Source organism: Streptomyces aquilus (assembly GCF_003955715.1).
Lineage (GTDB): Bacteria > Actinomycetota > Actinomycetes > Streptomycetales > Streptomycetaceae > Streptomyces > Streptomyces aquilus.
In genome coordinates, this window is sequence record NZ_CP034463.1 from 9,005,923 (window position 1) to 9,030,188 (window position 24,266).

Annotated in this window: 25 protein-coding genes; 15 read left to right on the top strand and 10 right to left on the bottom strand. The window is 71.5% G+C overall.

Going from position 1 to position 24,266, the window contains the following annotated elements:
- Positions 1 to 145: 145 nt before the first annotated feature.
- The gene (locus EJC51_RS41245) at positions 146 to 1,099 is read left to right on the top strand and encodes a ribose-phosphate diphosphokinase (RefSeq protein ID WP_126275773.1); all 954 of its coding nucleotides are present in this window, start codon (positions 146 to 148) and stop codon (positions 1,097 to 1,099) included.
- Positions 1,100 to 1,154: 55 nt separating this feature from the next.
- Positions 1,155 to 2,348 carry an elongation factor Tu gene (gene tuf / locus EJC51_RS41250; protein WP_126275774.1) on the top strand — a complete coding sequence of 398 codons (1,194 nt, stop codon included), beginning with the start codon at positions 1,155 to 1,157 and terminating at the stop codon, positions 2,346 to 2,348.
- Between the two features lie 6 nt (positions 2,349 to 2,354).
- On the opposite strand, the gene EJC51_RS41255 is transcribed toward tuf, so the two are convergent.
- Both EJC51_RS41255 and EJC51_RS41260 read right to left on the bottom strand, forming a co-directional pair.
- Entirely contained in the window at positions 2,355 to 2,735 is a 381-nt protein-coding gene (locus EJC51_RS41255; RefSeq protein WP_244363072.1) for an anti-sigma factor antagonist, read from the bottom strand.
- Between the two features lie 206 nt (positions 2,736 to 2,941).
- Positions 2,942 to 3,379, bottom strand: a complete 438-nt coding sequence (locus tag EJC51_RS41260; RefSeq protein ID WP_126275776.1) for a MarR family winged helix-turn-helix transcriptional regulator — start codon at positions 3,377 to 3,379, stop codon at positions 2,942 to 2,944.
- 115 nt (positions 3,380 to 3,494) lie between these two features.
- Here EJC51_RS41260 and EJC51_RS41265 point away from each other — a divergent pair, with 115 nt between their 5' ends.
- Both EJC51_RS41265 and EJC51_RS41270 read left to right on the top strand, forming a co-directional pair.
- The gene (locus EJC51_RS41265) at positions 3,495 to 4,949 is read left to right on the top strand and encodes an aldehyde dehydrogenase family protein (RefSeq protein ID WP_126275777.1); all 1,455 of its coding nucleotides are present in this window, start codon (positions 3,495 to 3,497) and stop codon (positions 4,947 to 4,949) included.
- 40 nt (positions 4,950 to 4,989) lie between these two features.
- The gene (locus EJC51_RS41270; RefSeq protein ID WP_126275778.1) at positions 4,990 to 6,096 is read left to right on the top strand and encodes an NAD(P)-dependent alcohol dehydrogenase; all 1,107 of its coding nucleotides are present in this window, start codon (positions 4,990 to 4,992) and stop codon (positions 6,094 to 6,096) included.
- Between the two features lie 41 nt (positions 6,097 to 6,137).
- Here the strand turns inward: EJC51_RS41270 and EJC51_RS41275 are convergent, their stop codons facing one another.
- Positions 6,138 to 7,088 (bottom strand): NADP-dependent oxidoreductase, encoded by a 951-nt coding sequence (locus tag EJC51_RS41275; RefSeq protein WP_126275779.1) that lies wholly within the window; start codon positions 7,086 to 7,088, stop codon positions 6,138 to 6,140.
- Positions 7,089 to 7,159: 71 nt separating this feature from the next.
- Here EJC51_RS41275 and EJC51_RS41280 point away from each other — a divergent pair, with 71 nt between their 5' ends.
- Both EJC51_RS41280 and EJC51_RS41285 read left to right on the top strand, forming a co-directional pair.
- The gene (locus EJC51_RS41280) at positions 7,160 to 8,116 is read left to right on the top strand and encodes a GlxA family transcriptional regulator (RefSeq protein ID WP_126275780.1); all 957 of its coding nucleotides are present in this window, start codon (positions 7,160 to 7,162) and stop codon (positions 8,114 to 8,116) included.
- A gap of 61 nt (positions 8,117 to 8,177) precedes the next feature.
- Positions 8,178 to 9,032, top strand: coding sequence for a hypothetical protein (locus tag EJC51_RS41285; RefSeq protein WP_126275781.1), 855 nt, complete (start codon positions 8,178 to 8,180; stop codon positions 9,030 to 9,032).
- Between the two features lie 4 nt (positions 9,033 to 9,036).
- Here EJC51_RS41285 and EJC51_RS41290 read toward each other — a convergent pair whose 3' ends face one another.
- On the bottom strand, positions 9,037 to 9,594 hold the full coding sequence (locus EJC51_RS41290; protein WP_126275782.1) for a TetR/AcrR family transcriptional regulator: 558 nt from the start codon (positions 9,592 to 9,594) through the stop codon (positions 9,037 to 9,039).
- Positions 9,591 to 9,953: a DUF1304 domain-containing protein gene (locus EJC51_RS41295; RefSeq protein WP_097271723.1), complete on the bottom strand. Its 363-nt coding sequence runs from the start codon at positions 9,951 to 9,953 to the stop codon at positions 9,591 to 9,593. The genes EJC51_RS41290 and EJC51_RS41295 overlap by 4 nt, the downstream gene beginning before the upstream one ends.
- 96 nt (positions 9,954 to 10,049) lie before the next feature.
- Here EJC51_RS41295 and EJC51_RS41300 point away from each other — a divergent pair, with 96 nt between their 5' ends.
- From EJC51_RS41300 to EJC51_RS41325, 6 genes are all read left to right on the top strand, one after another.
- Positions 10,050 to 10,526, top strand: coding sequence for a GNAT family N-acetyltransferase (locus EJC51_RS41300; RefSeq protein ID WP_126275783.1), 477 nt, complete (start codon positions 10,050 to 10,052; stop codon positions 10,524 to 10,526).
- 223 nt (positions 10,527 to 10,749) lie between these two features.
- Positions 10,750 to 12,474: an ATP-binding protein gene (locus tag EJC51_RS41305; RefSeq protein ID WP_126275784.1), complete on the top strand. Its 1,725-nt coding sequence runs from the start codon at positions 10,750 to 10,752 to the stop codon at positions 12,472 to 12,474.
- 6 nt (positions 12,475 to 12,480) lie between these two features.
- The gene (locus EJC51_RS41310; protein ID WP_109494137.1) at positions 12,481 to 12,891 is read left to right on the top strand and encodes a roadblock/LC7 domain-containing protein; all 411 of its coding nucleotides are present in this window, start codon (positions 12,481 to 12,483) and stop codon (positions 12,889 to 12,891) included.
- Complete coding sequence (locus EJC51_RS41315) at positions 12,888 to 13,259, top strand: DUF742 domain-containing protein (protein ID WP_059194658.1); 372 nt, start codon at positions 12,888 to 12,890, stop codon at positions 13,257 to 13,259. Before EJC51_RS41310 ends, EJC51_RS41315 begins: the two co-directional genes overlap by 4 nt.
- Positions 13,240 to 13,845: a GTP-binding protein gene (locus EJC51_RS41320; RefSeq protein WP_097271731.1), complete on the top strand. Its 606-nt coding sequence runs from the start codon at positions 13,240 to 13,242 to the stop codon at positions 13,843 to 13,845. Before EJC51_RS41315 ends, EJC51_RS41320 begins: the two co-directional genes overlap by 20 nt.
- Positions 13,842 to 15,092 carry a cytochrome P450 gene (locus EJC51_RS41325; RefSeq protein ID WP_126275785.1) on the top strand — a complete coding sequence of 417 codons (1,251 nt, stop codon included), beginning with the start codon at positions 13,842 to 13,844 and terminating at the stop codon, positions 15,090 to 15,092. Before EJC51_RS41320 ends, EJC51_RS41325 begins: the two co-directional genes overlap by 4 nt.
- Before the next feature lie 72 nt (positions 15,093 to 15,164).
- Here the strand turns inward: EJC51_RS41325 and EJC51_RS41330 are convergent, their stop codons facing one another.
- The 3 genes from EJC51_RS41330 to EJC51_RS41340 form a co-directional block, all read right to left on the bottom strand.
- A complete protein-coding gene (locus EJC51_RS41330) occupies positions 15,165 to 16,871 on the bottom strand; it encodes a hypothetical protein (RefSeq protein ID WP_244363074.1) in 1,707 nt (568 codons plus the stop codon).
- Between the two features lie 182 nt (positions 16,872 to 17,053).
- Positions 17,054 to 18,694 carry an amidohydrolase gene (locus EJC51_RS41335; protein ID WP_126275786.1) on the bottom strand — a complete coding sequence of 547 codons (1,641 nt, stop codon included), beginning with the start codon at positions 18,692 to 18,694 and terminating at the stop codon, positions 17,054 to 17,056.
- A 26-nt stretch (positions 18,695 to 18,720) separates the two neighbouring features.
- Positions 18,721 to 20,220 carry an APC family permease gene (locus EJC51_RS41340; protein ID WP_126275787.1) on the bottom strand — a complete coding sequence of 500 codons (1,500 nt, stop codon included), beginning with the start codon at positions 20,218 to 20,220 and terminating at the stop codon, positions 18,721 to 18,723.
- Between the two features lie 126 nt (positions 20,221 to 20,346).
- Here EJC51_RS41340 and EJC51_RS41345 point away from each other — a divergent pair, with 126 nt between their 5' ends.
- Positions 20,347 to 21,066 (top strand): TetR/AcrR family transcriptional regulator, encoded by a 720-nt coding sequence (locus EJC51_RS41345; protein WP_126275788.1) that lies wholly within the window; start codon positions 20,347 to 20,349, stop codon positions 21,064 to 21,066.
- A 254-nt stretch (positions 21,067 to 21,320) separates the two neighbouring features.
- Complete coding sequence (locus EJC51_RS41350) at positions 21,321 to 21,713, top strand: VOC family protein (protein WP_126275789.1); 393 nt, start codon at positions 21,321 to 21,323, stop codon at positions 21,711 to 21,713.
- Between the two features lie 32 nt (positions 21,714 to 21,745).
- Here EJC51_RS41350 and EJC51_RS41355 read toward each other — a convergent pair whose 3' ends face one another.
- The gene (locus EJC51_RS41355) at positions 21,746 to 22,054 is read right to left on the bottom strand and encodes a DUF4235 domain-containing protein (protein WP_126275790.1); all 309 of its coding nucleotides are present in this window, start codon (positions 22,052 to 22,054) and stop codon (positions 21,746 to 21,748) included.
- Between the two features lie 39 nt (positions 22,055 to 22,093).
- Positions 22,094 to 23,122 carry a glutathione S-transferase family protein gene (locus EJC51_RS41360; protein WP_126275791.1) on the bottom strand — a complete coding sequence of 343 codons (1,029 nt, stop codon included), beginning with the start codon at positions 23,120 to 23,122 and terminating at the stop codon, positions 22,094 to 22,096.
- Between the two features lie 136 nt (positions 23,123 to 23,258).
- On the opposite strand from EJC51_RS41360, the gene EJC51_RS41365 reads away from it, so the two are divergent.
- Entirely contained in the window at positions 23,259 to 24,263 is a 1,005-nt protein-coding gene (locus EJC51_RS41365; RefSeq protein WP_126277327.1) for a cation diffusion facilitator family transporter, read from the top strand.
- Positions 24,264 to 24,266: the final 3 nt, after the last annotated feature.

Genomic DNA, 24,266 nt, shown 5'->3' on the forward strand with positions numbered 1-24,266 from the left:
GGAGTCGGCGCATGCGGGTCTTCCTGACGTGAGGGAACACGGACGGCTCCATCATGGCCGGGCGGTGCGGGCGGAGCGCAAGCGAATTTCGCTGGTCAGTAGCATGAGGGGCGGCAGCCCGAGATGATCATGCGAGGAGCGGACCGTGCGAGACATCGCCGTGTTCAGCGGTAGTGCCCACCCCGAGCTGGCGGCGGAGGTCTGCGCGCATCTCGGTGTGCCGCTCAGCCCCACCCGGGTCAGCCGGTTCGCCAACGACTGTCTGGAGGTGCAGCTCCAGGCCAACTGCCGGGAGCGGGACGTCTTCCTGGTCCAGCCGCTGGTCAAGCCCGTCCAGGAGCACCTCGTCGAGCTGCTGCTGATGTGCGACGCGGCCCGCGGCGCCTCCGCCCGCCGGATCACCGTGGTCATGCCGCACTATTCCTACGCCCGATCCGACAAGAAGGACGCGCCCCGCATCTCCCTCGGCGGCCGGCTCGTCGCCGACCTGATGGTGGCGGCCGGCGCGAGCCGGGTCCTCGCCATGACCCTGCACTCGCCGCAGGTCCACGGCTTCTTCTCGGTCCCCGTCGACCATCTGCACGCGCTGCGTGAACTGGCCGCGCACTTCCAGCGCCACGACCTCTCACGCACCACCGTCGTCTCCCCGGACCTCGGCAACGCCAAGGAGGCCGCCGCGTTCGCCCGGCTCATCGGCGCGCAGGTCGCCGCCGGGGCCAAGCAGCGGTTCGCGGACGACCGGGTCAGCATCAGCGACGTCATCGGCGAGGTGACGGACCGGGACGTCATCGTCCTGGACGACGAGATCGCCAAGGGCAGCACTGTCCTCGAACTCCTCGACCGGCTGCGTGAGTTGAAGCCCCGCTCGATCCGAGTGGCCTGCACGCACGGCCTGTTCGCGGCCGGCGCGCTCAAGCGGATCGGCGAGCAGCCCGACGTGCTGGAGATCGTGTGCACCAACACGGTGCCGGTGCCCGAGGAGGAGCGCACCGAGAAGCTGCGCATCCTGTCCATCGCCCCGGCGCTCGCCGAGGCCGTGCGGCGCATTCACAACGGCGAGTCCGTCAGCGCCCTGTTCGACGCGCGGCCGAGCGAATAGACAGGAGGGAGAGCCGGGCCCGGCCCGGCATCCCTGAGGTGACCTGGAGGCCCCAGTGGCGAAGGCGAAGTTCGAGCGGACCAAGCCGCATGTGAACATCGGCACCATCGGGCACATCGACCACGGCAAGACCACGCTCACGGCGGCCATCACGAAGGTGCTGCACGACAGGTATCCCGACCTGAACCCGTTCACGCCCTTCGACCAGATCGACAAGGCGCCCGAGGAGCGGCAGCGCGGCATCACCATCTCGATCGCCCACGTCGAGTACCAGACCGAGCGCCGGCACTACGCCCACGTCGACTGCCCCGGCCACGCCGACTACATCAAGAACATGATCACCGGCGCGGCCCAGATGGACGGCGCGATCCTCGTCGTCGCCGCCACCGACGGGCCGATGCCGCAGACCAAGGAACACGTCCTGCTGGCCCGGCAGGTGGGCGTGCCGTACATCGTCGTCGCCCTCAACAAGACGGACATGGTCGACGACGAGGAGATCCTGGAACTCGTCGAGCTGGAGGTCCGCGAGCTGCTCACCGAGTACGAGTTCCCCGGCGACGACGTGCCCGTGATCAAGGTGTCCGCGCTCAAGGCCCTGGAGGGCGACGAGCAGTGGGCGCGGTCGGTGCTGGAGCTGCTCGACGCCGTCGACACGGCCGTCCCCGAGCCGCAGCGGGACGTGGACAAGCCGTTCCTGATGCCGATCGAGGACGTCTTCACGATCACCGGGCGCGGGACCGTCGTCACCGGCCGGATCGAGCGCGGTGTGCTGCACGTCAACAAGGAGGTCGAGATCATCGGCATCCACGAGACGAAGACCAGGACGACCGTCACCGGCATCGAGATGTTCCGCAAACTCCTCGACGAGGGCCGGGCGGGGGAGAACGTGGGTCTGCTGTTGCGCGGCATCAAGCGCGAGGACGTCGAACGCGGACAGGTCGTCATCCAGCCGGGCTCGGTCACCCCGCACAAGGAGTTCGAGGCGCGCGCGTACATCCTGTCCAAGGACGAGGGCGGCCGGCACACGCCGTTCTTCGACAACTACCGCCCGCAGTTCTACTTCCGCACCACCGACGTCACCGGGGTGGTGACCCTGCCCAAGGGCACCGAGATGGTCATGCCGGGCGACAACACGACCATGAACGTGCAGCTGATCCAGCCCATCGCCATGGAGGAGGGGCTGAAGTTCGCCATCCGCGAGGGCGGGCGGACCGTCGGCGCGGGCCAGGTCACCAGGATCCTCAAATAGGCGCGGTCACAGCGACCCGGACGTGGCCTCGGACTGTCCCAGGGCCGCGTCCAGCGTCGCGTGCGGCGGCAGTAATCGATGCAGTCCGGTGACCTTCATGATGCGCAGGGTGAGGGGGTGCACACAGACCAGGCGCAGTTGCCCGTCGTGGTCGAGCACCCTGCTGCGGGCGCGGTAGAGCAGCCGCAGGCCGGAGCAGTCGAAGAACTCCACCTGCCGCAGGTCGATCACGACCCGGGGGTGGTCGCGCCCGGTCTCCCGGTCCAGGTACGGGACGATCTCCAGGGCGGCCGAGATGTCGATCTCACCACGGAACTCCAGCACCGTGTGTCCCCGGTCCTGGTGGATGTGCAGGTGCCGAGTGCGCGGTGCAGGTTGCTGCTGCACGACGACATCGCCTCCAACCGGCCCTTCGAGTGACGGGGTGCAGGTCACCGGGGGCTGGGGTGACATCGTGCGGCGAGCCTACGAGAGGTCGCCGTGTCCCCATGCCCGGAGTGCGTGCAAGTCCTTTCCCCGCCCTGCAAGTTACCCCCGATGGAGTGAATTTGAGCATGTTCGATTGACATATGTCTTCGAATTGCGATGCGACCTCAGGACAGGGCGTGCCAGGCCCGGGACAGGGCCTGGCGGAACTGCTCGGTCTGGTGCGCGGTGAGATCGCGGACCATCCGCTCCTCCAGCTCACGGACCGGCTCCTCGTGCCGCGCGAGCAGCTCGCGCCCGGCGTCGGTCAGCAGGATCAGCAGCTCCCGGCGATTGCGCGGATTGCGCTCCCGGCGCACCAGCTCGCGGTTCTCCAGCGACCGGACGAGGTCGGCGATCGACTGGGCCGTGACGAAGGAGTCGCGCGCGAGCTGCGCGGCCGACAGTCCGTCGTGTCGCTCCAGGACGGTCAGCGCGGTGTACTGGAGTGCCGTGATCCCGGACGGCCTGACCAGCTCGTCGAGGTGGGACCGGACGACGAGTTCCACTTGTTTGACCATGTAGAGCAGGGACGGGGCCGTCTTGGTCGCCTGGGTGTCGAGCATGACTTCACCCTAGGGCATTGACAGGAAACCTGTCTGTAATGAGACTGCCGACATACCTGCGAACCGACAGGAATCCTGTTGGTTGAAATCTTGGCAATGAGGCTGAGGAGTGGTGATGACCACCTTCGAGATCGAACCCGGGCGGCTGTTCATCGGGGGACAGTGGCGCGAGGCCGCCGACGGGGCGCGCACCGAGGTGGTCGACCCGTCGCGGGGCGCGGTCGTCACCACCGTCGCGGAGGCGGGCGCCGCCGACGTGGACGCGGCCGTGCGCGCCGCGCGGGAGGCCTACGACGACGGCTCCTGGTCCGGCCTCAGCGGCCGGGAGCGCGGCCGGGTGCTGCACCGCATCGCCGAGCTCATCCGGGAGAACGCCGACGACATCGCCCGCCTGGAGAGCCTCGACGTCGGCAAGCCGATCACGCTCGCCCATGCCGTCGACGTCACCAACGCGGCCAACGACTACGAGCACTTCGCCGCCCTCGCCCACTCCCTGCACGGCTCCCACCGCGACACCCCCATGAACGCCCTCGCCTACACCCGGCGCGAGCCGCTCGGTGTGGTCGCCGCGATCACGCCGTTCAACTTCCCCCTGATCCTGGCCGGTTCGAAGATCGCCCCGGCGCTCGCTGCGGGCAACACGGTCGTGCACAAGCCCGCCGACGAGACCCCGCTCAGCGCGCTCTACATGGCCGAGCTGTTCCAGCGGGCCGGTGTCCCCGACGGCGTGGTCAATGTCGTCACCGGCGCCGGGCCGGTCGCCGGAGAGGCCCTCCTGCGGCACAGCGGCGTCGACAAGATCGCCTTCACCGGCTCCACCGCGGTCGGCCGGCACGCCGCGAGCGTCGCCGGGGAGAACCTCAAGCCCGTCACCATGGAACTGGGCGGCAACGCGGCCCACATCGTCTTCGAGGACGCCGACCTGGAACAGGCCGTCGGCGCGATCATCAAGGCCTTCGTCTTCAACTCCGGGCAGTTCTGCATGGGCGGCCCGCGCCTGCTGGTGGCCCGCTCCGTCTACAGCACCCTGCTCGGCATCCTCGAACAGGCCGTGCCCGGCGTGCCGTTGGGCGATCCGCGGCAGCCGGAGACGGTCGTCGGCCCGATGGCGGGGGAGAAGCACCTCAAGAAGGTCGAGGAGTACGTCGAACTCGCCCGCAAGGAAGGCGGCCGCATCGTCTGCGGCGGCGAACGCCTCGACCTGGACGGCGGCTACTACTACAAGCCCACCGTCATCGCCGACCTCCCCAACGACTCCCGGGTGATCCAGGAGGAGATCTTCGGCCCGGTCCTCACCGTGCAGCCCTTCGACTCCGAGGACGAGGCCGTCCGCCTCGCCAACTCCACGCCGTACGGCCTGGCTTCGGGCATCCAGACCAGCAACCTCGCCCGTGCCCACCGCGTCGCCGACCGGCTCCAGGCGGGCATCGTCTGGGTCAACGACTGGGCGATGCTCGACCCCGCGGTCCCCTTCGGCGGCGTCAAGGACTCCGGCTTCGGCCGCGAGTACGGCCCCGAGGCGCTCGCCTCCTACACCAAGGTCAAGTCCGTCGTCGTCTCGCTCGGCTGAACCGCCCCGAACCGGCTGCAAAGACAAGGGAGTTCGTACGATGTCCATCCCCACCCGTGCCGCGGTCGTCGAGTCCGGCGGGGCGCCCTTCACCCTCGCCGACGTCGAGCTCGACGAGCCGGGGCCCCGCGAGGCGGTCGTCCGCATGGTGGCCACCGGGCTCTGTCACACCGACCTCGGGGTCGCGAGCGGCGGCCTGCCCTTCCCGCTGCCCGGGGTGCTCGGCCACGAAGGCGCCGGGATCGTCGAGGCCGTGGGCCCGGCCGTCACCGGGGTCGCGCCGGGCGACCACGTCGTGCTGTCGTTCACGTCCTGCGGCTCCTGCCGCAACTGCGACGGCGGCCACCCGGCGTACTGCGCCACCTGGCTGCCGCTCAACCTCATCGGCGGCCGACGGGCCGACGGCAGCAGCACCATCAGCCGGGGCGGCGAACCGCTGGGCGGCCACTTCTTCGGCCAGTCCTCCTTCGCCGAACGCGCGTTGGTGGACGAGCGCAGCCTCGTGAAGGTCGACCCCGAGGTGCCGCTGACCTCGATCGCCCCGCTGGGCTGCGGAGTGCAGACCGGCGTCGGCGCGGTCTGGAACGTCCTGAAGCCGGACACCGGCAGCACGGTCGTCGTCCTCGGCGCCGGAGCGGTCGGCCTGTCCGCGGTCATGGCCGCCGCCCTGACCCCCGCCACGACGATCGTCGCCGTCGACCGGGTCGGCGAACGCCTCGCACTGGCACGGGAGTTGGGCGCCACCCATGTGGTGAACGCCGGTGACGACGACCTCGGCAAGGCCCTCGCCGAGATCACCGGCGGCCAGGGGGCCGACGGTGTCGTCGAGACCACCGGCAACGTCGGCGTGCTCCGCCAGGGCGTGGACGCGCTCGGCGCCCGCGGCACCCTGGTCGTCGTCGGCGCCCCGCCGTTCGGCACCGAAGTCGCCCTGGACGTCAACGGGTTGCTCGGCGGCAAGAGGGTCGTCGGTCTGACCCTCGGTGACGCCGAGACGCAGTCCTTCATCCCCGCCCTGGTCCGGATGGTGAAGGAGGGACGGCTCCCGCTGCACCGCCTGATCAGCACGTACGCGTTCGCGGACATCGACCGGGCGGTGCGGGACATGGGCACGGGCAAGGCGATCAAGCCCGTGCTGACCTTCTGAGTCAGTCCGTCACCCAGGACGTCAGTCCGTCACCCAGGACGTCAGTCCGTCACCAGGACCAGCTTGCCCGTGGTCCGGCCGGTGTCGCCGAGGGCGTGTGCCTCGGCGGCGTCGGCCAGCGGGAAGGTGCCGGCGATCGTGGGACGCAGCTTCCCCGCCTCGACCAGTTCGGCGATCGCCGCCATCCCGCTGTGCGAGGCGTCGACCAGCATGCGCAGCGCCCGGACACCGAGCCGCTCGGCCTCCTCGTAGAACTCGTTCGAGCCCACCGGCAGGATCGACACGACGATCCCGCCCGGCCGCAGCACCCGCAGCGAGCGCACGGACGTGTCACCGCCGAGGGTGTCGAGGACGACGTCGACGTCCTTGACCGCCTCGGCGAAGTCCGTCTCCCGGTAGTCGATCGTCTCGTCCACGCCCAGCCCGCGCAGGAACTCGTGCTTGCCCGCGCTCGCCGTGCCGATCACGTACGCGCCCCGCGCCTTGGCGATCTGCGCCGCGACATGCCCGACGCCGCCGGCCGCCGCGTGGATCAGCACCCGCTGGCCCGGCTGGATGTCGGCGTACTCCACCAGCGCCTGCCAGGCGGTCAGGGAGACCAGCGGCAGCGCGCCCGCCTCGGTGTGGTCGATCGAGGCCGGCTTGTGCGCGAACCAGCGCGCCGGGCCGGTGACGTACTCGGCGTGCGAACCGTGGCCGTACGGGTACGACAGCATGCCGAACACCTCGTCGCCCGGCTGGAACCGGGCGACGCCGATCCCGACCGCCTCGACCACGCCGGAGACGTCCCAGCCCAGGACGAAGGGCGGCTCGCCCAGGAAGCCGCCGGTGGCGCGGTGCTTCCAGTCGGTGGGGTTGACCCCGGCGGCCCGGACCCGGACCAGTACCTCGTTCGTACGCGGCTCGGGCCGCTCCAGCTCCACTTCCCTGAGGACCTCGGGACCGCCGAGGACGTCCTGGCTGATGGCTCGCATCGTCTTCACAGTGCTCATGGTCAACCAGCCTGCCGGGGCCCGCCTCCTCGGAAAATGGCATGATTGCCAACCTTCGATAGAATCGTGCCATGAGTGCGCAGCAGCGGGTCGAAAGAGTCGTGGTCCTGGCCCTGGAGGGCGTCTACCCCTTCGAGCTGGGCATCCCCAGCCGGATCTTCGGCGCCGCCGACGGGCACTACGAGGTGCTGACGTGCAGCGTCGACGGCCGGCCGGTGCGCAGCAACGCGGACTTCACGATCGGGGTCGAGCACGGCCCGGAGATCCTCGCGACGGCCGACACCGTGGTGGTCGCCTCCATGGCCGCGGAGCACATCCCCACCGAGCTGCCCGCCGAGGTCGCCGCCGCGCTCGCGCTCATCCCCCCGGACGCCCGCATCGTGTCCATCTGCACGGCGGCCTTCGTGCTCGCGGCGGCCGGCCTGCTGAAGGGCCGCAGGGCCACCACGCACTGGCAGGTGACCGAGGCGCTCCGGCGGCTCCACCCGGACGTCGAGCTGGACCCGGACGTCCTGTTCGTCCACGACGGCCGCATCCTCACCTCGGCCGGCGCGGCCTCCGGCGTGGACGTCTGCCTCCACATCGTCCGCACCGACCACGGCAGCGAGCTGGCCAACACGGTGGCCCGGCGCTGTGTCGTGCCGCCGTTCCGCGACGGAGGGCAGGCGCAGTACATCGAACAGCCCGTGCCGGAGAGCGGGGCGACCAGCACCGCCGCCACGCGCGAGTGGGTCCTGACCCGCCTCGACGAGCCCCTCGCCCTGACCGACCTCGCCGCCCACGCCAGGATGAGCCTGCGCACCTTCGCCCGCCGCTTCCACGACGAGGTGGGCGTCAGCCCCGGCCGCTGGCTGATCCAGCAGCGCGTGGCCCGCGCCCGTCACCTGCTCGAGTCCAGCGATCTGTCGGTGGACCAGATCGCCGGGGCGGTCGGCTTCGCCACCGGCGCCTCGCTGCGCCAGCACCTGCACGCGGCGATCGGGGTGTCGCCGCAGGCGTACCGGCGTACGTTCCAGGCAGCCCGCTGAACGTTTCCCCGCACGGCCGCGTCGGAGGAACGGAACGACAGCGGGTGAACAAGGGGTGGGGATGCGCAGAGGACTCGTGGCCGTGGCGGTGCTGGTGGCCGTGGCGGCGGTGGGATGCGGTGATGCCGAGGGCGACCTCGTGGTCGAGGGCACGGCCCCGCCCACGCCTTACAGCGGGCCGCTCCACATCCCCGGCAAGGACTGGGACGAGGAGAAGGACGACCGCTCCGACCTCGTGAACACCGGCGCCGCGGCCCGCGCGCTGGAGTGCGACTGGTCGATCGACACGGCCGGCGGCAGCGAGCCGTGGAGCGAGGGCGACGGGGGAGAGACGCCGGAGGAGGGGCTGAAGGCGTACTTCGACATCGAGCAGCCCGGCGTGCCGCGGGAGGGCTACCGGGTGGAGCGCAAGGAGGGCGGCCGCGTCCTGTTCTCGTACGACGTCGGCGGCCGGACCAAAGTGGCCGTCATCGTCGCCAAGGACCAGAAGAACAGGCCCGGTTGGGGACCCGAGACCAGCGCCGCCTGCGATCCCGCGGAGTTCGAGCCCAGTTTCACCGACTCCCAGGACTACGAGATCTGGACGGACCGCAGCGGCAGGCGGGTGCCGCTCACCGTCATCAGCAGCTCGGTCGGCTCCGCCCATTGCGACTGGCAGGACGCGCACTTCCTGGGTCTGGGCGAGGGCAGGGACGGCAGGACCTACGCCCGCGATCCGCACGGGGTGCTCGGTGACGAGATGCTGCTGGGTGAGTACGACGGCGACGTCCCGATGCCCGCCGACGCGCGCGACACCGGATACCGGCTGCGCGACTGGCAGTTGTGGCTCTCCGGCGACGAGAAGGTGGCCTACGTGCGCACGTCCGACGGCGTGGAGGCCTGGCCGCGGGTGAAGGACGGCATGCTCTGCAAGTGAACCGTCACCGGCTCGCGTGCAGGGCGACCAGCAACTGCCAGACCTGGTCGGCGATGTCACCCGCGTCACCGTCCAGCAGGCCGTGCAGCCAGTCGGCCAGCACCCCGGCGAAGGTGGCGGCGACCGCCGACGCCACCAGCGGCGCGTCCGCGGCGCCCGCCAGTTCCCGCTCGCGCAGGCTGTAGGCCCGCAGGTCCCGGTGCAGCACCCGGCCCAGCGGACCGCCGCCGCCCGGGCTCAACAGGGCCCGGTACAGCCCGGCGTGCGGGGCGAGCGAGGCGAAGAACTCCGGGAGCGCGGGCGGCGCGTGCACCGGGTCGGGCCGGCCGCGCCAGGCGTGCAGCGCCTCCACGGCCTCGCGTACGACATCGGCGCAGGCGTCGACGGCCAGGGCCTCCAGGTCGGCGTAGTGGACGTAGAACGTGGCCCGGCCGACCCCCGCCCGGCGCACCAGGGCGGCCACCCCGACCTCGGCGAGCGGGCGTTCGGCGCACTCGGCGAGCAGTGCCCGGCGCAGCTTCTCGCGGGTCCGGGCCGCCCGCGGGTCCTCGGCGGCCGTCACCGCGCCAGCAGGACCGCGCCCAGCGCCAGCGCACCCGGCAGGGCCTGCGCGACGAGGATGCGGACGTTGGCGGTGACCGCGCCGTACACACCCGCCACGATCACGCACGACAGGAAGAAGACCTGGGCGCGGAAGCCGGTCGGGTCGGCGGCGATCAGGCCCCAGACCAGGCCGGCCGCGAGAAAGCCGTTGTAGAGACCCTGGTTGGCGGCCATGGCGGCGGTCGCCTTGGCCATGTCCCGGTCGAAGCCGTGGAAGCGCATCCCCGGCTTCTTCTGCCACAGGAACATCTCCATCACCAGGATGTACGCGTGCAGCGCGGCCACCAGGCCCACCAGAACGTTCGCGACGGCTTCCATGATCTCCCTCGATTGTCTGCGTCTACTTGTTGGACAGGTGTCCACTATAGCTGGACAGGTGTCCAGGATGTTGGAGGTGATCGCTAGGGTGTGAGCATGAGTGATCAGGGCGTGATCGTGCGGCGAGCCCGCACGGAGGACATACCGGGACTCGTCGCCTCCAGCGCGGGGCTCTTCGCGGAGGACGGCGGCACCCGCGACCCGGCCATCAACGTCAACTGGCCCCGGGAGCACGGCGCGGAGTCGTTCGCCGCCGCCATAGAGGACCCGACGCGGCTGGTGCTCGTGGTCGACCACGGCGGGCAGGTCGTCGGTCATCTGCTGGGCTCGGTGACCGGGCCGACGGACAAGCGGCTGGTCTCGTCGGCCACGCTGATCAGCATGTACGTCCTCCCGGCGCACCGGCGGGCCCGGGCCGGGGCCGGCCTGATGGGGGAGTTCCTCGCCTGGGCCAAGGGTGCGGGCGCCGAGCAGGTCGAGGTGACCGCCTACGCCGCCAACACGGACGCGATCCGCTTCTACGAACGCAACGGCTTCGGCCCGCAGTTGCTCACTCTGCGCCGGACCCTTTGACCGGAGTGGGGGTTTGTCGACTGTTCGATACTGGCTGAGCGTGACGGAACCCTCACCTCCGGCGGGCGCCGGGAGTTGATCCTTTCGGGTTCAAACCCGATAAGCTCCCCTGCGGCGCTGCGAGTTGACCCGGTCGTGATCGGTCGTCTTGCGGTGCGCATTGGACAGTGCGCTCCCCCCTTGCACACCCCCCTGTTCGATCGTGTTGCCTCGAAGGATGCTGATGGAACTCGCCACTCCGCCGCCGGCGGCGCGGGCCCCGGTCGCCTGGTACAGCTGGTGGCTGATGCCGCTGGCCTTAGGAGGCGGGACGGTTGCCGCCACCTTCATGAGCTCGGAGCGAATAACCGCGGCCGTCGCCGGCGCCGCCGCCACCGCGGCGAGCTCGGTGTGCGTCCGGCTCCTGGTCCGCACCCGCAAGCAGCTCCACCAGGCCGAGAGCGGCTTCCGCAGCGCGCAGGCCGAGCACTCCCAGCAGTGGCAGCAGCATGTCGCGGGCCTGGAGCGGAAGTTCGCCGCCGAGCACGCCGCCCAGGACGCCCGGCTGGCCGACCAGGCAGCGGGCTACGAGGCCCAGCTCGCCGAGCAGGTCGCCGGTTACGAGGAGCGACTCGCCGAACAGGCCCGCGCCTACGAGGGGCGGCTGACCGAGCAGGCCGCGGGCTACGAGGCCCAGCTGGCCGACCAGGCCGAGGTCTGGCAGGAGCAGCTGGCCCACCAGCTCTCCGCCGTCGCCCGGCTCGCCGACGAGCAGCTGCCCGAGGCACTGGAGCAACTGCGCGCCGGTGACGCCGTCGACGACCTGCTGCCGGCCACCAACCAGTGCGCCAAGGTGAGTTCGGAGCTCCAGACCGAGCTGCGCAAGGTCCTGCGGACCGCGCTCATCGGCGTCGAGCGCGAGTTCGACCGGTCCACCGCCGCCGAGCAGGCCGTCATCGGTATCGGCAACCGCATCCACGTGCTGACCAGCAAGCTGCGCGGCCGACTGCACGAGATGCAGGGCGAGCACGGCCGGCTGCCCTCCGTGGCGCGGGGACTCATGGAACTCGACCAGGAGATCGGCCCCGCCGACTGTCTCGCCGCCAGCATCGGCGTGCTGGGCGGCTCGGACCGGCCCGGCCGGCAGTGGCAGGAACCGCAGCGGCTGCTCAGCGTGGTCCGCGGCGGCATCGGCCGGATCAAGGACTTCCACCGGGTCGACGTACGCCAGCTGCCCGAACTCGGCGTCGACGGCGGTCTGGTGGACCACCTCACGCTGATCTTCGCCCACCTCCTCGACAACGCGGCCCGCTACTCGCCGCCCACCGAGCCGGTGCTCGTCTCCGGCAAGGAGGTGCCGAACGGCGTCGGCATCGAGATCCAGGACGCCGGCAAGGGGCTGAGCGAGGAGAAGAAGCGCGAGGCCGAGCAGGCCCTCGCCGGCACCGGCTCCGGTCCCGGACTCGGCGGTGTCTCCGAGGACGCCACCATCGGCCTGCGGGTCGTCGGCATCCTCGCCCGGCGCTACGGCATCCGCGTCACCTTCGCGGACTCGCCCTGGCTCGGCACCTCGGTGGTCGTGGTGGTCCCGCACAAGTACTTCAGCCCGCTGCCCACGGCGGCCCCGGTGGTGCAGGCCTCCGCCCCGGCCCCCGTCAGGGAGGAGGCCCCGACGCCCCCGGCCGCCTTGGCGGAGACCGTCGAGGTCGGCGAGACCGCGGAGACCACGCCCGGCGGACTGCCCCGGCGAAGAAGCAGGCGGAGCGAGGAGACCCGGCACCAGCCGGGCGAGCGCACCGAGCGGACCCAGGAGGAGACGTCGGCCGTCTCCGCCGTCCCGCCGGACGCGTCCTTCGCCGGCCTGGCCGCCTTCGCCACCGCCGGACGCGAGTCCGACCCGGACCGGGGCAACGGCGCCTCGGCCGACGGCCGCGAGTCCACCGAGCACCGCACGGAAGAGAGCGACTGAGTCGACATGACGCAACAGGGAACCGACGTGAGCTGGGCGCTCCGCGATCTCGTGGAGTCCATCCCGGAGATCCGTTTCGCCCTCGTGGCCTCCAGCGACGGCAAGGCCATCACCTCTTTCGGCGCCGAGGACCCCGACGACGTGGACCGCTTCGCGGCGGTGGTGGCCGGCCTGCAGGCGCTGGCCCAGCCCGTCGCCGAGCAGTTCCCCAAATACGCGGGGCAGCTGCGGCTGGCGATGATCGAGGTCGACGGCGGCCACCTCTTCGTCGTCCGCGCGGGCGTGGAGACGTATCTCGGCGTGCTGGCCCGGGAAGGCCTCGACCAGGGCCTGCTCGGGCACCAGATGAGGGATCTGGCCCGCAGGATGGGCGAGCTCCTCGGCACGACTCCGCGGCTGGAGGAGCACTCTGCATGAGTGCTCCCCGCCGGCCCACAGATCCGTCCGGTCTCGAGCGTTACTACGTCCTCACCGGAGGACGTAGCGGGCCGGGCGGTTCGGCGTCGAGTCTCGACGTGGCGACCCTCATCGTCTCCCGCACCGCCCCCGCCCCGGGGATGCAGCACGAGCACGAGGAGATCCTCCGGCGCTGCCGTGATCCGCTGTCGGTCGCCGAACTCGGCGCCCACCTCGGATTGCCGTTCAACATTCTCGCGGTGCTGCTGGCGGACCTGCTGGAGGCAGACCGCGTGGAAGCCCGTGACCCCATCCCGGCGCACGACGCCCGCCGCGGGCCCGACCTCGCGCTGCTTGAGGAGGTACTCAGTGGACTTGAAAGGCTTTGACCACCCCGGCGGGCCGGGTGACGAGGGCACCCGCTCGGTGAAGGTGATGATCGCCGGCGGCTTCGGCACCGGGAAGACCACGATGGTCCGCTCGGTCAGCGACATCAAGCCGCTGACCACCGAGGAGACCCTCACCCAGGCCAGCGCCGACGTCGACCACCTGATCGGCGTCGCGGACAAGACGGAGACCACCGTCAGTCTGGACTTCGGCAAGATCAGCCTCAACGACAGCCTGATGCTGTACCTGTTCGGCACCCCCGGCCAGGAGCGGTTCTGGTTCCTGTGGAACGGGCTGTTCAAGGGCGCGCTCGGCGCGGTCGTGCTGGTGGACACCCGCAGGCTCGCCTCCAGCTTCCGGGCGATCGAGGAGATGGAGCGGCAGAACGTCCCCTTCGTCGTCGCCCTGAACGTCTTCCCGGACTCCAAGGACTACCCGGTCGAGGAGATCCGCGACGCCCTCGACATCCCCGAGCACATTCCGGTCGTGGCCTGCGACGCCCGCGACCGGGCCTCCAGCCGGGACGTACTGGTCACCCTGATACGTCACTTGAAGGACCGCTCCGCCGTCGCTCTGGAGTCCCGATGACCGATCAGCCCTTAAACGGCGCCGACACCCCGCGCGGCTGCCCCGTCGCCCACGGCGGAGCCGATGTCGCGCGGCTGTACGGGCCGGAGGCGGCGACGGATCCGCAGGGGATCTACGAGCGGCTGCGCAAGGAGCACGGTTCGGTCGCGCCGGTGCTGCTGGAGGGCGACGTGCCCGCGTGGCTGGTCCTCGGCTACCGGGACAACCGGCGGGTGCTCGACAACCCGCGGCAGTTCAGCCGGGACGCGCGGATCTGGCGGGACTGGCGGGAGGGACACATCCCGGAGACGCACCCGCTGATCCCGATGATCGGCTGGCGGCCCGACTGCATCTCCCAGGACGGCGAACCGCACCGCCGGCTGCGCGGCGCGGTCACCGACGGGCTGCTCGCGGCGTCCAGCCGCGGTGTGCGGCGCCATGCCACGTTCTTCGCGAACAAGCAGATCGACGCGTTCGCCGACACCGGGCGCGCCGACCTCGTCGCCGACTACGCCGAGTACCTGCCGATGCTCGTGCTCACCCGGATCCTGGGCCTTCCCATGGCGGAAGGGCGGCGTCTGGTCGAGTCGTGCGCCCAGGTCCTCAAGGGCGGCGAGGGCGCCCTGGAGCACAACGGCCGGATCATGCAGATCCTCTCCGAACTCGCCGAGCGCAAGCGGGCCGAGCCGGGCTCCGACTTCGCCACGGCCCTCATCCAGCACCCGGCGGGCCTCGACCACGACGAGGTCGTCAGCCATCTGCGGCTGGTGCTGATCGCCGCGCACACCACCACCAGCAACCTGCTGGCCCGGGTGCTGCAACTGGTCCTCACCGACGCCGGCCGGCTGTCGGGGCTGGTCAGCGGGCAGCTGACCATCTCCTCCGTGGTGGAGGAGGTCATGTGGGACACCCCGCCGCTGTCGGTGCTGCCGGGCCGGTTCGCGGCCTCGGACCTGGAACTGGGCGGCCATCACATCCAGGAGGGCGAACTGCTGATCCTGGGCCTGGCCGCCGGCAACGTCGACCCGGAGGTACGGCCCGACGCGGCCGTCACCGTGCAGGGCAACCACTCGCACCTGGCGTTCAGCTCCGGACCGCACGAGTGCCCGGGACAGAGCATCGGCCAGTCCATCATCGAGATCGGTGTCGACGTCCTGCTGCACCGGCTGCCGGGCCTGCGGCTGGCGGTGCCGCCGGAGGAGCTCTCCTCGACCGCCTCCACCTGGGAGTCCCGGCTCGACAGCCTGCCGGTGGAGTTCGCCGTCTGACACCACCGCCGCCGCGACACCGCCGCCGCCCGGCCGGATTCCCCGGCCCGGGCGGCGGCGGTGTCCGCGGGGTCAGCCGTCGAGCCAGTCCCCGGCCACGTCCGTGGGCACGTATCCCATGGCGTTCCACAGGAAATGCGGGTGCGCGCAGGCGAACATGTACGCCAGCAGCGCGATGTCCTCCCTGCCGGTCCGCGGGTCGTGCAGGGCGTGGAACCTCTCGGACCCGACCACGCCCGCGTCCACCTGGACGGCCCGGGCACGGCCCGGGGACGGCGCGGCCATGGAGGCCTCCACGCCGGCTATGAACGTGCGGCGCAGGATCTCCCACGCGTTGTCGACGTCGCCGGACCAGGGGCCGTGCACGGCCTCGAAGGCGTGCAGCTCGGCGTCGAACAGCGGCCAGGCCTGCGGGTGTCGGTCCCTGCACCGCGCGGACAGCTCGGCGGTCCGGGCGCTCAGCGTCGGTACGGTCGCCCGCGGGGCGAGGGTGAGCGTGGTGCCCTCGGTGAGGATGCCGGTGCACGGGTTGGGTTGCAGAGCGCACAGCGGGCAGGCCTCGGCGGACGGGAGGCCCTGGGTGATGCCGTCGAACCACAGCGCGTGGCGGCCGGTGAGCCCCATCCACACGATGGTCGTGGTCATCAGCCAGGTGTTCCACATCGGCTCGTGCGCCTCGGGCGTGCAGCCGTACTTGACGAGGGCGATGGCACTGGCGCCGTAGAGGGCCTTGGTGTGGCTGGGCAGGTCGGCGAGCCAGAAGTTGCTGATCTCGCCGGTGAGGGCGTCGGCCCGGACGTCGGCCATGTCGTCGATGACACGGCACAGCAGCAGCGAGGCGAGGTTCTCCTCCTGCCAGAGTTCGGTGTCGGGCGCGACGTGCCAGAACAGGCAGTCCATCATCTGCAGGGCCGAATAGGTGCTGTGGCTCAGCGGGTTGGACTGGGGGAGCGTGACCTCGCCCGCGCCGTGCCGCTGGAGCCAGTACTCGTCGACGGCCCGCTTGTGGGCCGCGAACAGGCCGGCGACCAGGGCCCGTGCCGTGTTGGTGCTGAAGTTCTCGGCCAGGCGGTCCTCGACGAGTTGGGTGAGGCGGGTGGTGTCGATGGTGTCGATCACGCGTTTGTACTCGTGGAAGACGAGGATGTCGTCCTCGTAGCGGTGCCGATGGCCGAGATCGTGCTCCAGGTCGTTCATCTGCCGGGTCCAGGACCAGCCACCGGTCAGGACGCTGTCGAGCTCCCGGCGGTACGGCCAGGTCTTGACGGTGAGCGGACGGCCGGCGCTGTGCCGCCAGTCGTAGTCGCCCAGCGTGCGGACGGGGGGTGTGGGCAGCCGGCCGCACAGGGCGCAGTCGCAGACCGCCGCCTGCTCCTCCTCGCGCGGCGGGGCGAGTGCCCGGCTGCGCCAGGCGCCTTCCAGCATCGTGCAGGTCAGCCGGCAGATCTCGACGTCGGTGCTGACCTGGGGGAACGCGGCCTCTATCACCCGCAGTCCGGCGTCCAGCCGCCGCAGCCGGGCGAGGCCCGCCTCGTCGGGTGGGAGAAAGGCCGGCGGCGCGAGCCGGAGGGCTCCCTCCAGCCGCAGTGCGGACCCGGCGTGGGGGGAGCGGAGCGCGTCCAGCCGCTGCTGCACGGCGGCCTGGGAACTTCGGTGCCGCTCGGTGAGGCCCTTGATCTGCTGCGTCAGGAGGCGGACCAGGGCGGCAGCCGCCTCCGTGGACTGGTGGTGGCCGGTGGGGGCGTCGGAGGGCAGGTCGGACGTGACGGCCTGAGGCATGTGGTTCCTTTCGGGAGACGGCGCGCAGAACCCCCCACCCCTGCGAGTGGGCGGTCCAGGGGGAGACCGCCCATGCACTCGAACTCGCCTTCGTGGCGCGAAAGTTGAATCGAGAAGCGGAACGAGACTTCCCAGAGCGTAAATGATCTACACCGTGACCCGACCGTGATCTCCGTTACTGCTCAAGCCCCTTGAGCTGCGTATACTCGCGCGCCCCCGACGTACGTCAGCGCCACGCGCGTCGTTGCGATCTCCGCGGGCGGAACGTCGAACGGGTCGCGGTCCAGCACGACCAGGTCCGCCAGCGCCCCCGCGCGCACCTCCCCGGTGTCGTCGAGATGGTTCACGTACGCCGAACCCGCCGTGTACGCCGCCAACGCCTCGGCGAGACCGATGCGTTCGGCGGGCAGGAACACCGGCGCGCCGGCCGCGTCCGGCGTCCGCCGGTTGACCGCGACATGGATGCCCTCCAGCGGATCTGGGCTGCTCACCGGCCAGTCGCTGCCCGCCGCGAGCCTGGCGCCGGACCGCAGCAGCGCACCGAACGGGTACTGCCACGCGGCCCGTTCGGGCCCCAGGAAGGGAATGGTCAGCTCGTCCATCTGCGGCTCGTGCGCCGCCCACAGCGGCTGGATGTTGGCGGTGGCGCCGAGGTGCGCGAACCGCGGCACGTCATCGGGGTGAACGACCTGAAGATGTGCCAGGTGGGGCCGCGTGTCGCGCTGTCCGTTCGCGGTGCGCGCGGCCTCGATCGCGTCCAGCGCGTCGCGTACGGCACGGTCGCCCAGGGCGTGGAAGTGGCACTGGAAGCCGAGCGCGTCCAACTCGGTGACGTACTTGGGGAGTTGACCGGGGTCGATGAAGCTGGTGCCGCGGTTGGCGGTGGCGCAGCCGCACCGGTCCAGGTACGGGTCGAGCAGCGCCGCCGTCCCGGTCTCGGCGACCCCGTCCAGCATCAGCTTGACCGTGCCCGCCCGGAACCGGCCGTGGCTCAACGCGGCTCGCTTCTCGACGAGTTCGGGGATCTGCTCGGCCCCGCGCTCCCGGTCCCACCACAGGGCGCCGACGACACGCGCGGTCAGCGAACCGTCCCGGGCCGCCGTCAGATACGCCTGAGCCGGGTCGTCCATGCCGAGGAAGTCCCCGACGAGCGCGTCCTGCCAGGCCGTGATGCCGAGCGCGTGCAGATGGCGCTGGGCGTGCAGCAGGGCGGCCAGCCGGTCGGCCGGGGTGGCCGCGGGGGCGAGGCGTCCGACGAGCTGCATCGCCCCTTCCTGGAGGGTGCCGCTGGGCTCGCCCGAGCCCGACGCGTCCCGCTCGATCCGTCCGTCGGCCGGGTCGGGCGTGTCGCGCGTGATGCCGGCCAGTTCGAGGGCGCGGCTGTTGACCCAGGCGCCGTGATGGTCCCGGTTGGGCAGGTACACGGGCCGGTCGGGGACGACCGCGTCGAGCAGCTCCTTCGTCGGTGTGCCGCCCTCGAAGGCCTCCATGGACCAGCCGCCGCCGGTGATCCAGGCCCGCTCGGGATGCGCGTCGGCGTAGGCGCGCACGGCGGCGACCGTCTCCGCGGCGGTCCTCGTGCCGGTGAGATCGCACTGCGTCAGTTCGAGGCCGGCCGGCACCGGGTGCACATGCGCGTCCTGGAACCCCGGCAGCAGCAACCGCCCGGCGAGGTCGACCACTTCGGTCCGCGGCCCGCGCAGCTCCAGGACCTCGTCCCGTCCTACGGCGGTGATACGGCCGCCGCTGACGGCGACGGCGGTCGCGGTGCGGCCCTCGGGGGTGAGGACGGGGCCGCCGGTGAAGAGCAGATCTGCGTGCATGGTCCGTTTCCTGATGGGGTGTGGGATCAGTGGGGTGTCGGGATCAGGCGAGGGGAGTCCGCGTCGGTGCCCTCGCCGGTGCGGAAGTAGGCCGACCCGCGCACCCACTTGGCCCACGCGGCGGCCACGAAGCCGGACGCGATCATCGCCAGGGGAGTGCTGAGCAGGAACCAGCCGTTGTCCGCGCGGAGCGCGAAGTGATCGGTGGAGGTGTAGAAGGACCAGCCGAGATAGCCGCCGAGCCCGAGCAGGGCCAGCGCGCTGAGCGTCGGCAGCACCACGGCCCGTACGCCCTCCCGCCAGTCCTCGCGCAGCAGTGAACGGAAGCGGACGGCGGCCGCGAGGGCGGTCAGCGCGTACGACAGGGCCACCACGATGCCGATGGCGCTCACCGTCGCCATGATCATGTCCGCCAGGCGGGGAATGACGAGGGCGAGGAGCGCGACCCCGGCCGCCAGCGCGCCGATCAGCACGGTTCCGGCGGCGGGAGTGCCGTACCGGCGGCTGACCTTGGACCACACCGGCCCGAGCGTACGGTCCCGGCTCATCGCGAACATCCCGCGGGCCGTCGGGATCACGCCGGCCTGGAGCGAGGCGACCGCCGAGAACATCAGCGCCACCAGCGGAAGCGCGGCCAGCGGCTGTGAGGCCAGCCGGTCGCCGAAGAACGCCAGGCCCTCCGCACCGTGTCCCGCCAACTCCTCTTCGGACAGGACGCGTTGGAAGGCGATCGAGCCGAGGAGGAACAGTCCGAGCATCGTGAACAGCGTCGTCAGGCCCGCCCGGGAGGCGTCCCGGGGGTCGCGGACCTCCTCGGACACGCTGAACGCGGCCTCGAAACCCCAGTAACAGAACACCGACAGCAGCAGTCCCTGGGCCAGCGCGGTCGCGGACGGGATCGCGAACGGGTCGAACCAGCTCCAGCTGAAGGCGTGCGGGCCGGTGACGATGCCGTATCCGCAGAAGCCCAGCAGCACGACGTACTCGAAGACCAGCAGCCCGGCCTGCAACCGTGCCGCGGTGCGCACGCCCGTGACGGCGGTCAGGGTGACCGCGGCGAGGACCCCGACCCCGAGGAGTGTCGTCTGGGCCGTCGATCCGGGGTCCAGGGTCAGGCCGCCGAGCCGGTGCACTCCGGCGTCCCCGGCCAGCTGGATCAGGGCCGAGCCGGTGACGGCCGTGGTGTAGGCGAGGAACGCCACCGTCGCGACGATGTTCACCCAGCCGACCAGGAAACCCAGCCAGGGAGTGAGTGAACGGCCCACCCACACATAGCCGTTGCCGGCGTTCGGCTCGACGCGGTTGAGCCGGGCGTAGGCGCCGGCGATGCCGAGGACCGGCAGGAACGCCAGCAGCATGATCGCCGGGAGGTGCAGTCCGACCACCCCGGCCGTGACCCCGAGGCCGATGCCGATGCTGGTGGTCGCGGCCGTGCTGGACGCGGCGATGGCGACGCCGTCCAGGACGCCGAGGGACTTGCGCAGCACCGGCTGCGCGGGAGACGCGTGGGGTGGTGTGTCGGGCATGGCCGGTTCTCCGCTCGCACCGGGGGGCCTGGTCGGCCCCGGTGAGGCGACATGAAACTGGCCGGGGGGTTAACAGGTCAACGGTGTTGTCATAAGGTGCGGCCATCGGACCCACGGAGGCACGCCATGACCGACCGCGTCGTCCCGGCCACCGCGCGGCAGCGCAGACGACCCACCAAGCAGGGTGTCGTCCTGTCCGAGGAGCTGATCGTCGAGACGGCCATGCGGCTGATCGAGGAGCACGGCGCCGAAGCCCTCTCGGTGCGCCGCCTCGGCCGCGCCCTCGGCGCCGACCCCAGCTCCCTCTACCGGTACTTCCGGCACACCGACGACCTGATGCTCGCCGTCGCCGACGAACTCATCGGCCGCACCCTGCGCAGCTGGCGGCCCACCGGCGACTGGCGCGCCGACCTGCGGGACCTGGGCCTGCGCATGCACGCCGGGGCGCTCGCCCACCCCCGGGCCGCGGTCCTCAGCTCGCACCGGGTGACCGGGCGCGACCACGAGATCCAGGCCGTGGAGACCATCATCGGCGTGCTGCGCGACGCGGGGTTCCCCGACGCCGAGGCGGTACGCATCTACCACGCCTTCGTCGACCAGGCGCTCGCCTTCGCCGCCCTGGACTCGGCGAGCACCGCCCTGCCCCGGCCCGCCCGGGAGGCGGAGGCGGCCGTGTGGCGGGCGACGTACGCCCGGCTGCCCGCCGACACCCACCCGCACATCGCCGCGACCGCCCGCCACCTCGTGGCGGACATGCCCCGCAGCTCGTACCCGATGGCGCTGGACCTGCTGCTGAGCGCGGCGGCGGCCCGGCTCGCCGGGATCCGGGACGGGACGGACACCTGACCGTGAGACTGTCCAGGACCCTTCCCGAGAGAGTGTCCAAGACCCTCCCCGATGACCTCTGGAGGCCGACCACCTCGCGGGACGTGCGGGCGGGTTCGCGAGGACGTCTGGGGCGCGACGGTCGACGCCGCCGGCGGGCTGCCTGCGGGACGGGGAGTGGCTGGTCGCCGACTGAACCGGGCGGACCGGGTTATCCGTGAGGTACAGGGCCGCGGGGCACGAACGCCCCGTGCCCCGGACCGTACGGAGGAGACATGGCACTGGTGAAAGCGGGCGTCGTGGTGCTCGACTGCGCCGAGCCGGAGAAGCTCGCCGGGTTCTACAAGGAGTTCCTGGAGGGCGAGGAGACGGACGCGACCGCCAACCGCGTGGAGATCAGGGGGGCCGACGGGATGCGGATGGCGTTCCGCCGGGACATGAACGCCACGCCGCCGAGCTGGCCGCGCCCCGAGAACGCCCTTCAGGCCCATCTCGACTTCGTCGTCGACGACTTGGACGAGGCGGAGCGCAGGGTCGTCGGGCTCGGCGGGCGCCCGTTGGAGACGAAGGACGCCTCGGGCCCGTTCGAGGAGCGCGGCTACGCCGACCCGGCGGGCCACTCGTTCACCCTGCGCCGCGTCACCCCGACCGCGCCCAAGACGGGCTGACGGCGGGGTGCTCAGGCGGAGTTGACGCGACGTCAGTCCCGGCCGCCGTCGTCGGCGGTCGGCCACACGCCGGTGGACCGCTCGATGGCCTTCGCGCCCGTGCGGTCCACCGCGCTGCGCACCACCGCGAAGATCGCGCCCTGCACGGCCGCCGCGAGCAGGATCTCGCCCCAACTCCGGTCCCGGTCCAGGGCGTCGGGCGCGTCGTCCTCGTGCCGGATCACCTTCCACGTCTTGCGGAACGCGATCCCGGCCAGCGCCCCGCTCGACCAACCCAGCACGAAACCGAGGGGCTTGTAGGCGAGGGGGAGCTTCAGCTTCTTCTTGTTCTTCTTGGCCATGCGTCTCTCCTTCGTCCGTTCCGCTACTCGTCCGTTCCGCTACTTCGGTGTGGGCCGGCCCTGGGGCGACACCTGCTCGTCGGGCGGCGGCGGCCCCGGCGGAGTCCCGTCGCCGAACGGCCGGCCGACCAGCTCCTCGCGGTGGTGCGGGGTCAGCCAGCCCGACAGATCCGGTCCCAGCGGCACGATCCGGGTCGGGTTGATGCCGGTGTGCACCTGGTAGTAGTGCCGCTTGATGTGGTCGAAGTCGACGGTGTCACCGAAGCCCGGCGTCTGGTAGAGGTCGCGGACGTACCCCCACAGCACCTTGTTCTCCGCCAGCTTCCAGCGGTTGCACTTGAAGTGGCCGTGATAGACGGCGTCGAAACGCACCAGCGTGGTGAACAGCCGGATGTCCGCCTCGGTGATGGTGTCGCCGACGAGATAGCGCTGCCGGGCGAGCCTCGGCGTCAGCAGCTCCAGCCGCCGGAACACCGCCGAGCAGGCGGCCTCGTACTCCGCCTGCTCGGTGGCGAAGCCCGCCCGGTACACGCCGTTGTTGACGTCCTCGTAGACGTCCGCCATCACCGTGTCGATCTCGTCGCGCAGCGCCTCCGGATACAGGTCGGGGGCGCCCTCCCGGTGCAGGGCGCGCCACTCGGTGGCGAGGTCGAGGGTGAGCTGCTGGTAGTCGTTGGTGACCAGCTGACCGCTGGGCACGTCCACGATCGCGGGCACGCCCACCCCGCCCGGGTAGTCGGTCTCCCGCCGGTCATAGGCCTCGCTCAGGTAGCGGATGCCGAGGACCGGGTCGCGGCCGTCGGGGTCGAGGGTGAACCGCCAACTGCGGTCGTCCTGGATCGGATCGGCCACCCCGAGCGACAGGGCGCTCTCCAGGCCCAGCAGCCGCCGGGAGACCAGGGCCCGGCTCGCCCACGGGCAGGCCCGGCTGACCACCAGCCGGTAGCGCCCTGGCTCCACCGGCCAGCCGTCGCGGCCGTCCGCGGTGATCCGGTCCGTGAAGTGGGCCTTGGACCGCTGGAACGCCTTGTTCCCGTACGCGCTGTTGCCTCCGTCCGAGCCAGTCATGCCGCCTCCTGTCGTGCCCTGTCGCCGTGCGGGTGTTCCATGACCGCGTTCCCAGATTTCGGCGTGTGAGCCCCGCCAGTCGGGGCAGTCGGCGAAGGTGAGTGGGACATCTTCGAACACGACCTCGAACGCATCCCTGAACACCCCGCGCCCGGCATCACCACCGGCCCCGGCACAGGAGGCCGAGGGCCACAAGGCGGACCGCAGAACGCGGGTCACCGTCCTGGTGGCGCTCGCCGCCAATCTGGTCATCGCCGTGGCGAAGGCCGTCGGGGGTCTGGTCGCGCACTCGCCCGCCCTGCTGTCGGAGGCCGCGCACTCGGTCGCCGACAGCCTCAACGAGGTCTTCCTCCTGGCCGCCCTGCGCCGCAGCCGCCGCCCAGCCGACCGTCGGCACCCCTTCGGCTACGGCAAGGAGCGGTTCTTCTGGTCACTGCTCGCCGCCGTGGGGATCTTCGTCATGGGCGGCTGCTTCTCCTTCTTCCAGGGCTTCGAGGCGCTGCGCAACGGAGCCGAGGAAGAGCTCAGCGGATACGTCGCCGGGCTCGTCGTCCTGGGCGTCGCCTTCGTCGCCGAGGGCGCGTCGCTGGCGCGGGCGCTTCACCAGACGCGACGCCAGGGCGGCATGGGCGACGGCCTGCGCGACCCGGCGCTGCGCACGGTCGTCGCCGAGGACGGCACGGCGGTGCTGGGCGTCAGCCTGGCCATGGCCGGCATGGCCCTGCACATGGTCACCGGGCAGGTCGTGTGGGAGGCGTCCGCGTCGCTGGCGATCGGGGCGCTGCTCGTCTACGTCGCCTACCGGCTCGGCCGTGAGGCGCGCGACCAGCTGATCGGGGAGGCCGTCGACGCGGAGACGAGCGACCGGATCCGGGCGGTGCTCCAGGAGCAGCCCGAGATCGACAGCGTGGAGGCACTGTTCACGATGAAGACGGGCCTGGAATCGGTCCTGGTGGCGGCACGCGTCGACCTGGTGCCGGGGCTGGACAGCGAGCGGGTCGAGGAGGTCGCCGTCCGCATCAAGCGACACGTCGCCGACACCTTCAGCGAGGCCGACCAGATCTTCCTCGACATCACCGACCGGCCCGCGCGCGAGGCACGAGAAAGCCCCGCCGCGACGGGGGAGCGCGGCGGGGCCTGACGT

What these genes read in the sequence shown, in the direction of transcription:
- EJC51_RS41285 (WP_126275781.1), top strand. Translation starts at nt 8,178, where the DNA reads ATGCGCAGAGGACTCGTGGCCGTGGCGGTGCTGGTGGCCGTGGCGGCG.
- EJC51_RS41265 (WP_126275777.1), top strand. Translation starts at nt 3,495, where the DNA reads ATGACCACCTTCGAGATCGAACCCGGGCGGCTGTTCATCGGGGGACAG.
- EJC51_RS41325 (WP_126275785.1), top strand. Translation starts at nt 13,842, where the DNA reads ATGACCGATCAGCCCTTAAACGGCGCCGACACCCCGCGCGGCTGCCCC.
- EJC51_RS41295 (WP_097271723.1), bottom strand. Translation starts at nt 9,953, where the DNA reads ATGGAAGCCGTCGCGAACGTTCTGGTGGGCCTGGTGGCCGCGCTGCAC.
- EJC51_RS41360 (WP_126275791.1), bottom strand. Translation starts at nt 23,122, where the DNA reads ATGACTGGCTCGGACGGAGGCAACAGCGCGTACGGGAACAAGGCGTTC.
- EJC51_RS41280 (WP_126275780.1), top strand. Translation starts at nt 7,160, where the DNA reads ATGAGTGCGCAGCAGCGGGTCGAAAGAGTCGTGGTCCTGGCCCTGGAG.
- EJC51_RS41340 (WP_126275787.1), bottom strand. Translation starts at nt 20,220, where the DNA reads ATGCCCGACACACCACCCCACGCGTCTCCCGCGCAGCCGGTGCTGCGC.
- EJC51_RS41270 (WP_126275778.1), top strand. Translation starts at nt 4,990, where the DNA reads ATGTCCATCCCCACCCGTGCCGCGGTCGTCGAGTCCGGCGGGGCGCCC.
- EJC51_RS41260 (WP_126275776.1), bottom strand. Translation starts at nt 3,379, where the DNA reads ATGCTCGACACCCAGGCGACCAAGACGGCCCCGTCCCTGCTCTACATG.
- EJC51_RS41300 (WP_126275783.1), top strand. Translation starts at nt 10,050, where the DNA reads ATGAGTGATCAGGGCGTGATCGTGCGGCGAGCCCGCACGGAGGACATA.
- EJC51_RS41305 (WP_126275784.1), top strand. Translation starts at nt 10,750, where the DNA reads ATGGAACTCGCCACTCCGCCGCCGGCGGCGCGGGCCCCGGTCGCCTGG.
- EJC51_RS41310 (WP_109494137.1), top strand. Translation starts at nt 12,481, where the DNA reads ATGACGCAACAGGGAACCGACGTGAGCTGGGCGCTCCGCGATCTCGTG.
- EJC51_RS41350 (WP_126275789.1), top strand. Translation starts at nt 21,321, where the DNA reads ATGGCACTGGTGAAAGCGGGCGTCGTGGTGCTCGACTGCGCCGAGCCG.
- EJC51_RS41330 (WP_244363074.1), bottom strand. Translation starts at nt 16,871, where the DNA reads ATGCCTCAGGCCGTCACGTCCGACCTGCCCTCCGACGCCCCCACCGGC.
- EJC51_RS41315 (WP_059194658.1), top strand. Translation starts at nt 12,888, where the DNA reads ATGAGTGCTCCCCGCCGGCCCACAGATCCGTCCGGTCTCGAGCGTTAC.
- EJC51_RS41355 (WP_126275790.1), bottom strand. Translation starts at nt 22,054, where the DNA reads ATGGCCAAGAAGAACAAGAAGAAGCTGAAGCTCCCCCTCGCCTACAAG.
- EJC51_RS41335 (WP_126275786.1), bottom strand. Translation starts at nt 18,694, where the DNA reads ATGCACGCAGATCTGCTCTTCACCGGCGGCCCCGTCCTCACCCCCGAG.
- EJC51_RS41275 (WP_126275779.1), bottom strand. Translation starts at nt 7,088, where the DNA reads ATGAGCACTGTGAAGACGATGCGAGCCATCAGCCAGGACGTCCTCGGC.
- EJC51_RS41345 (WP_126275788.1), top strand. Translation starts at nt 20,347, where the DNA reads ATGACCGACCGCGTCGTCCCGGCCACCGCGCGGCAGCGCAGACGACCC.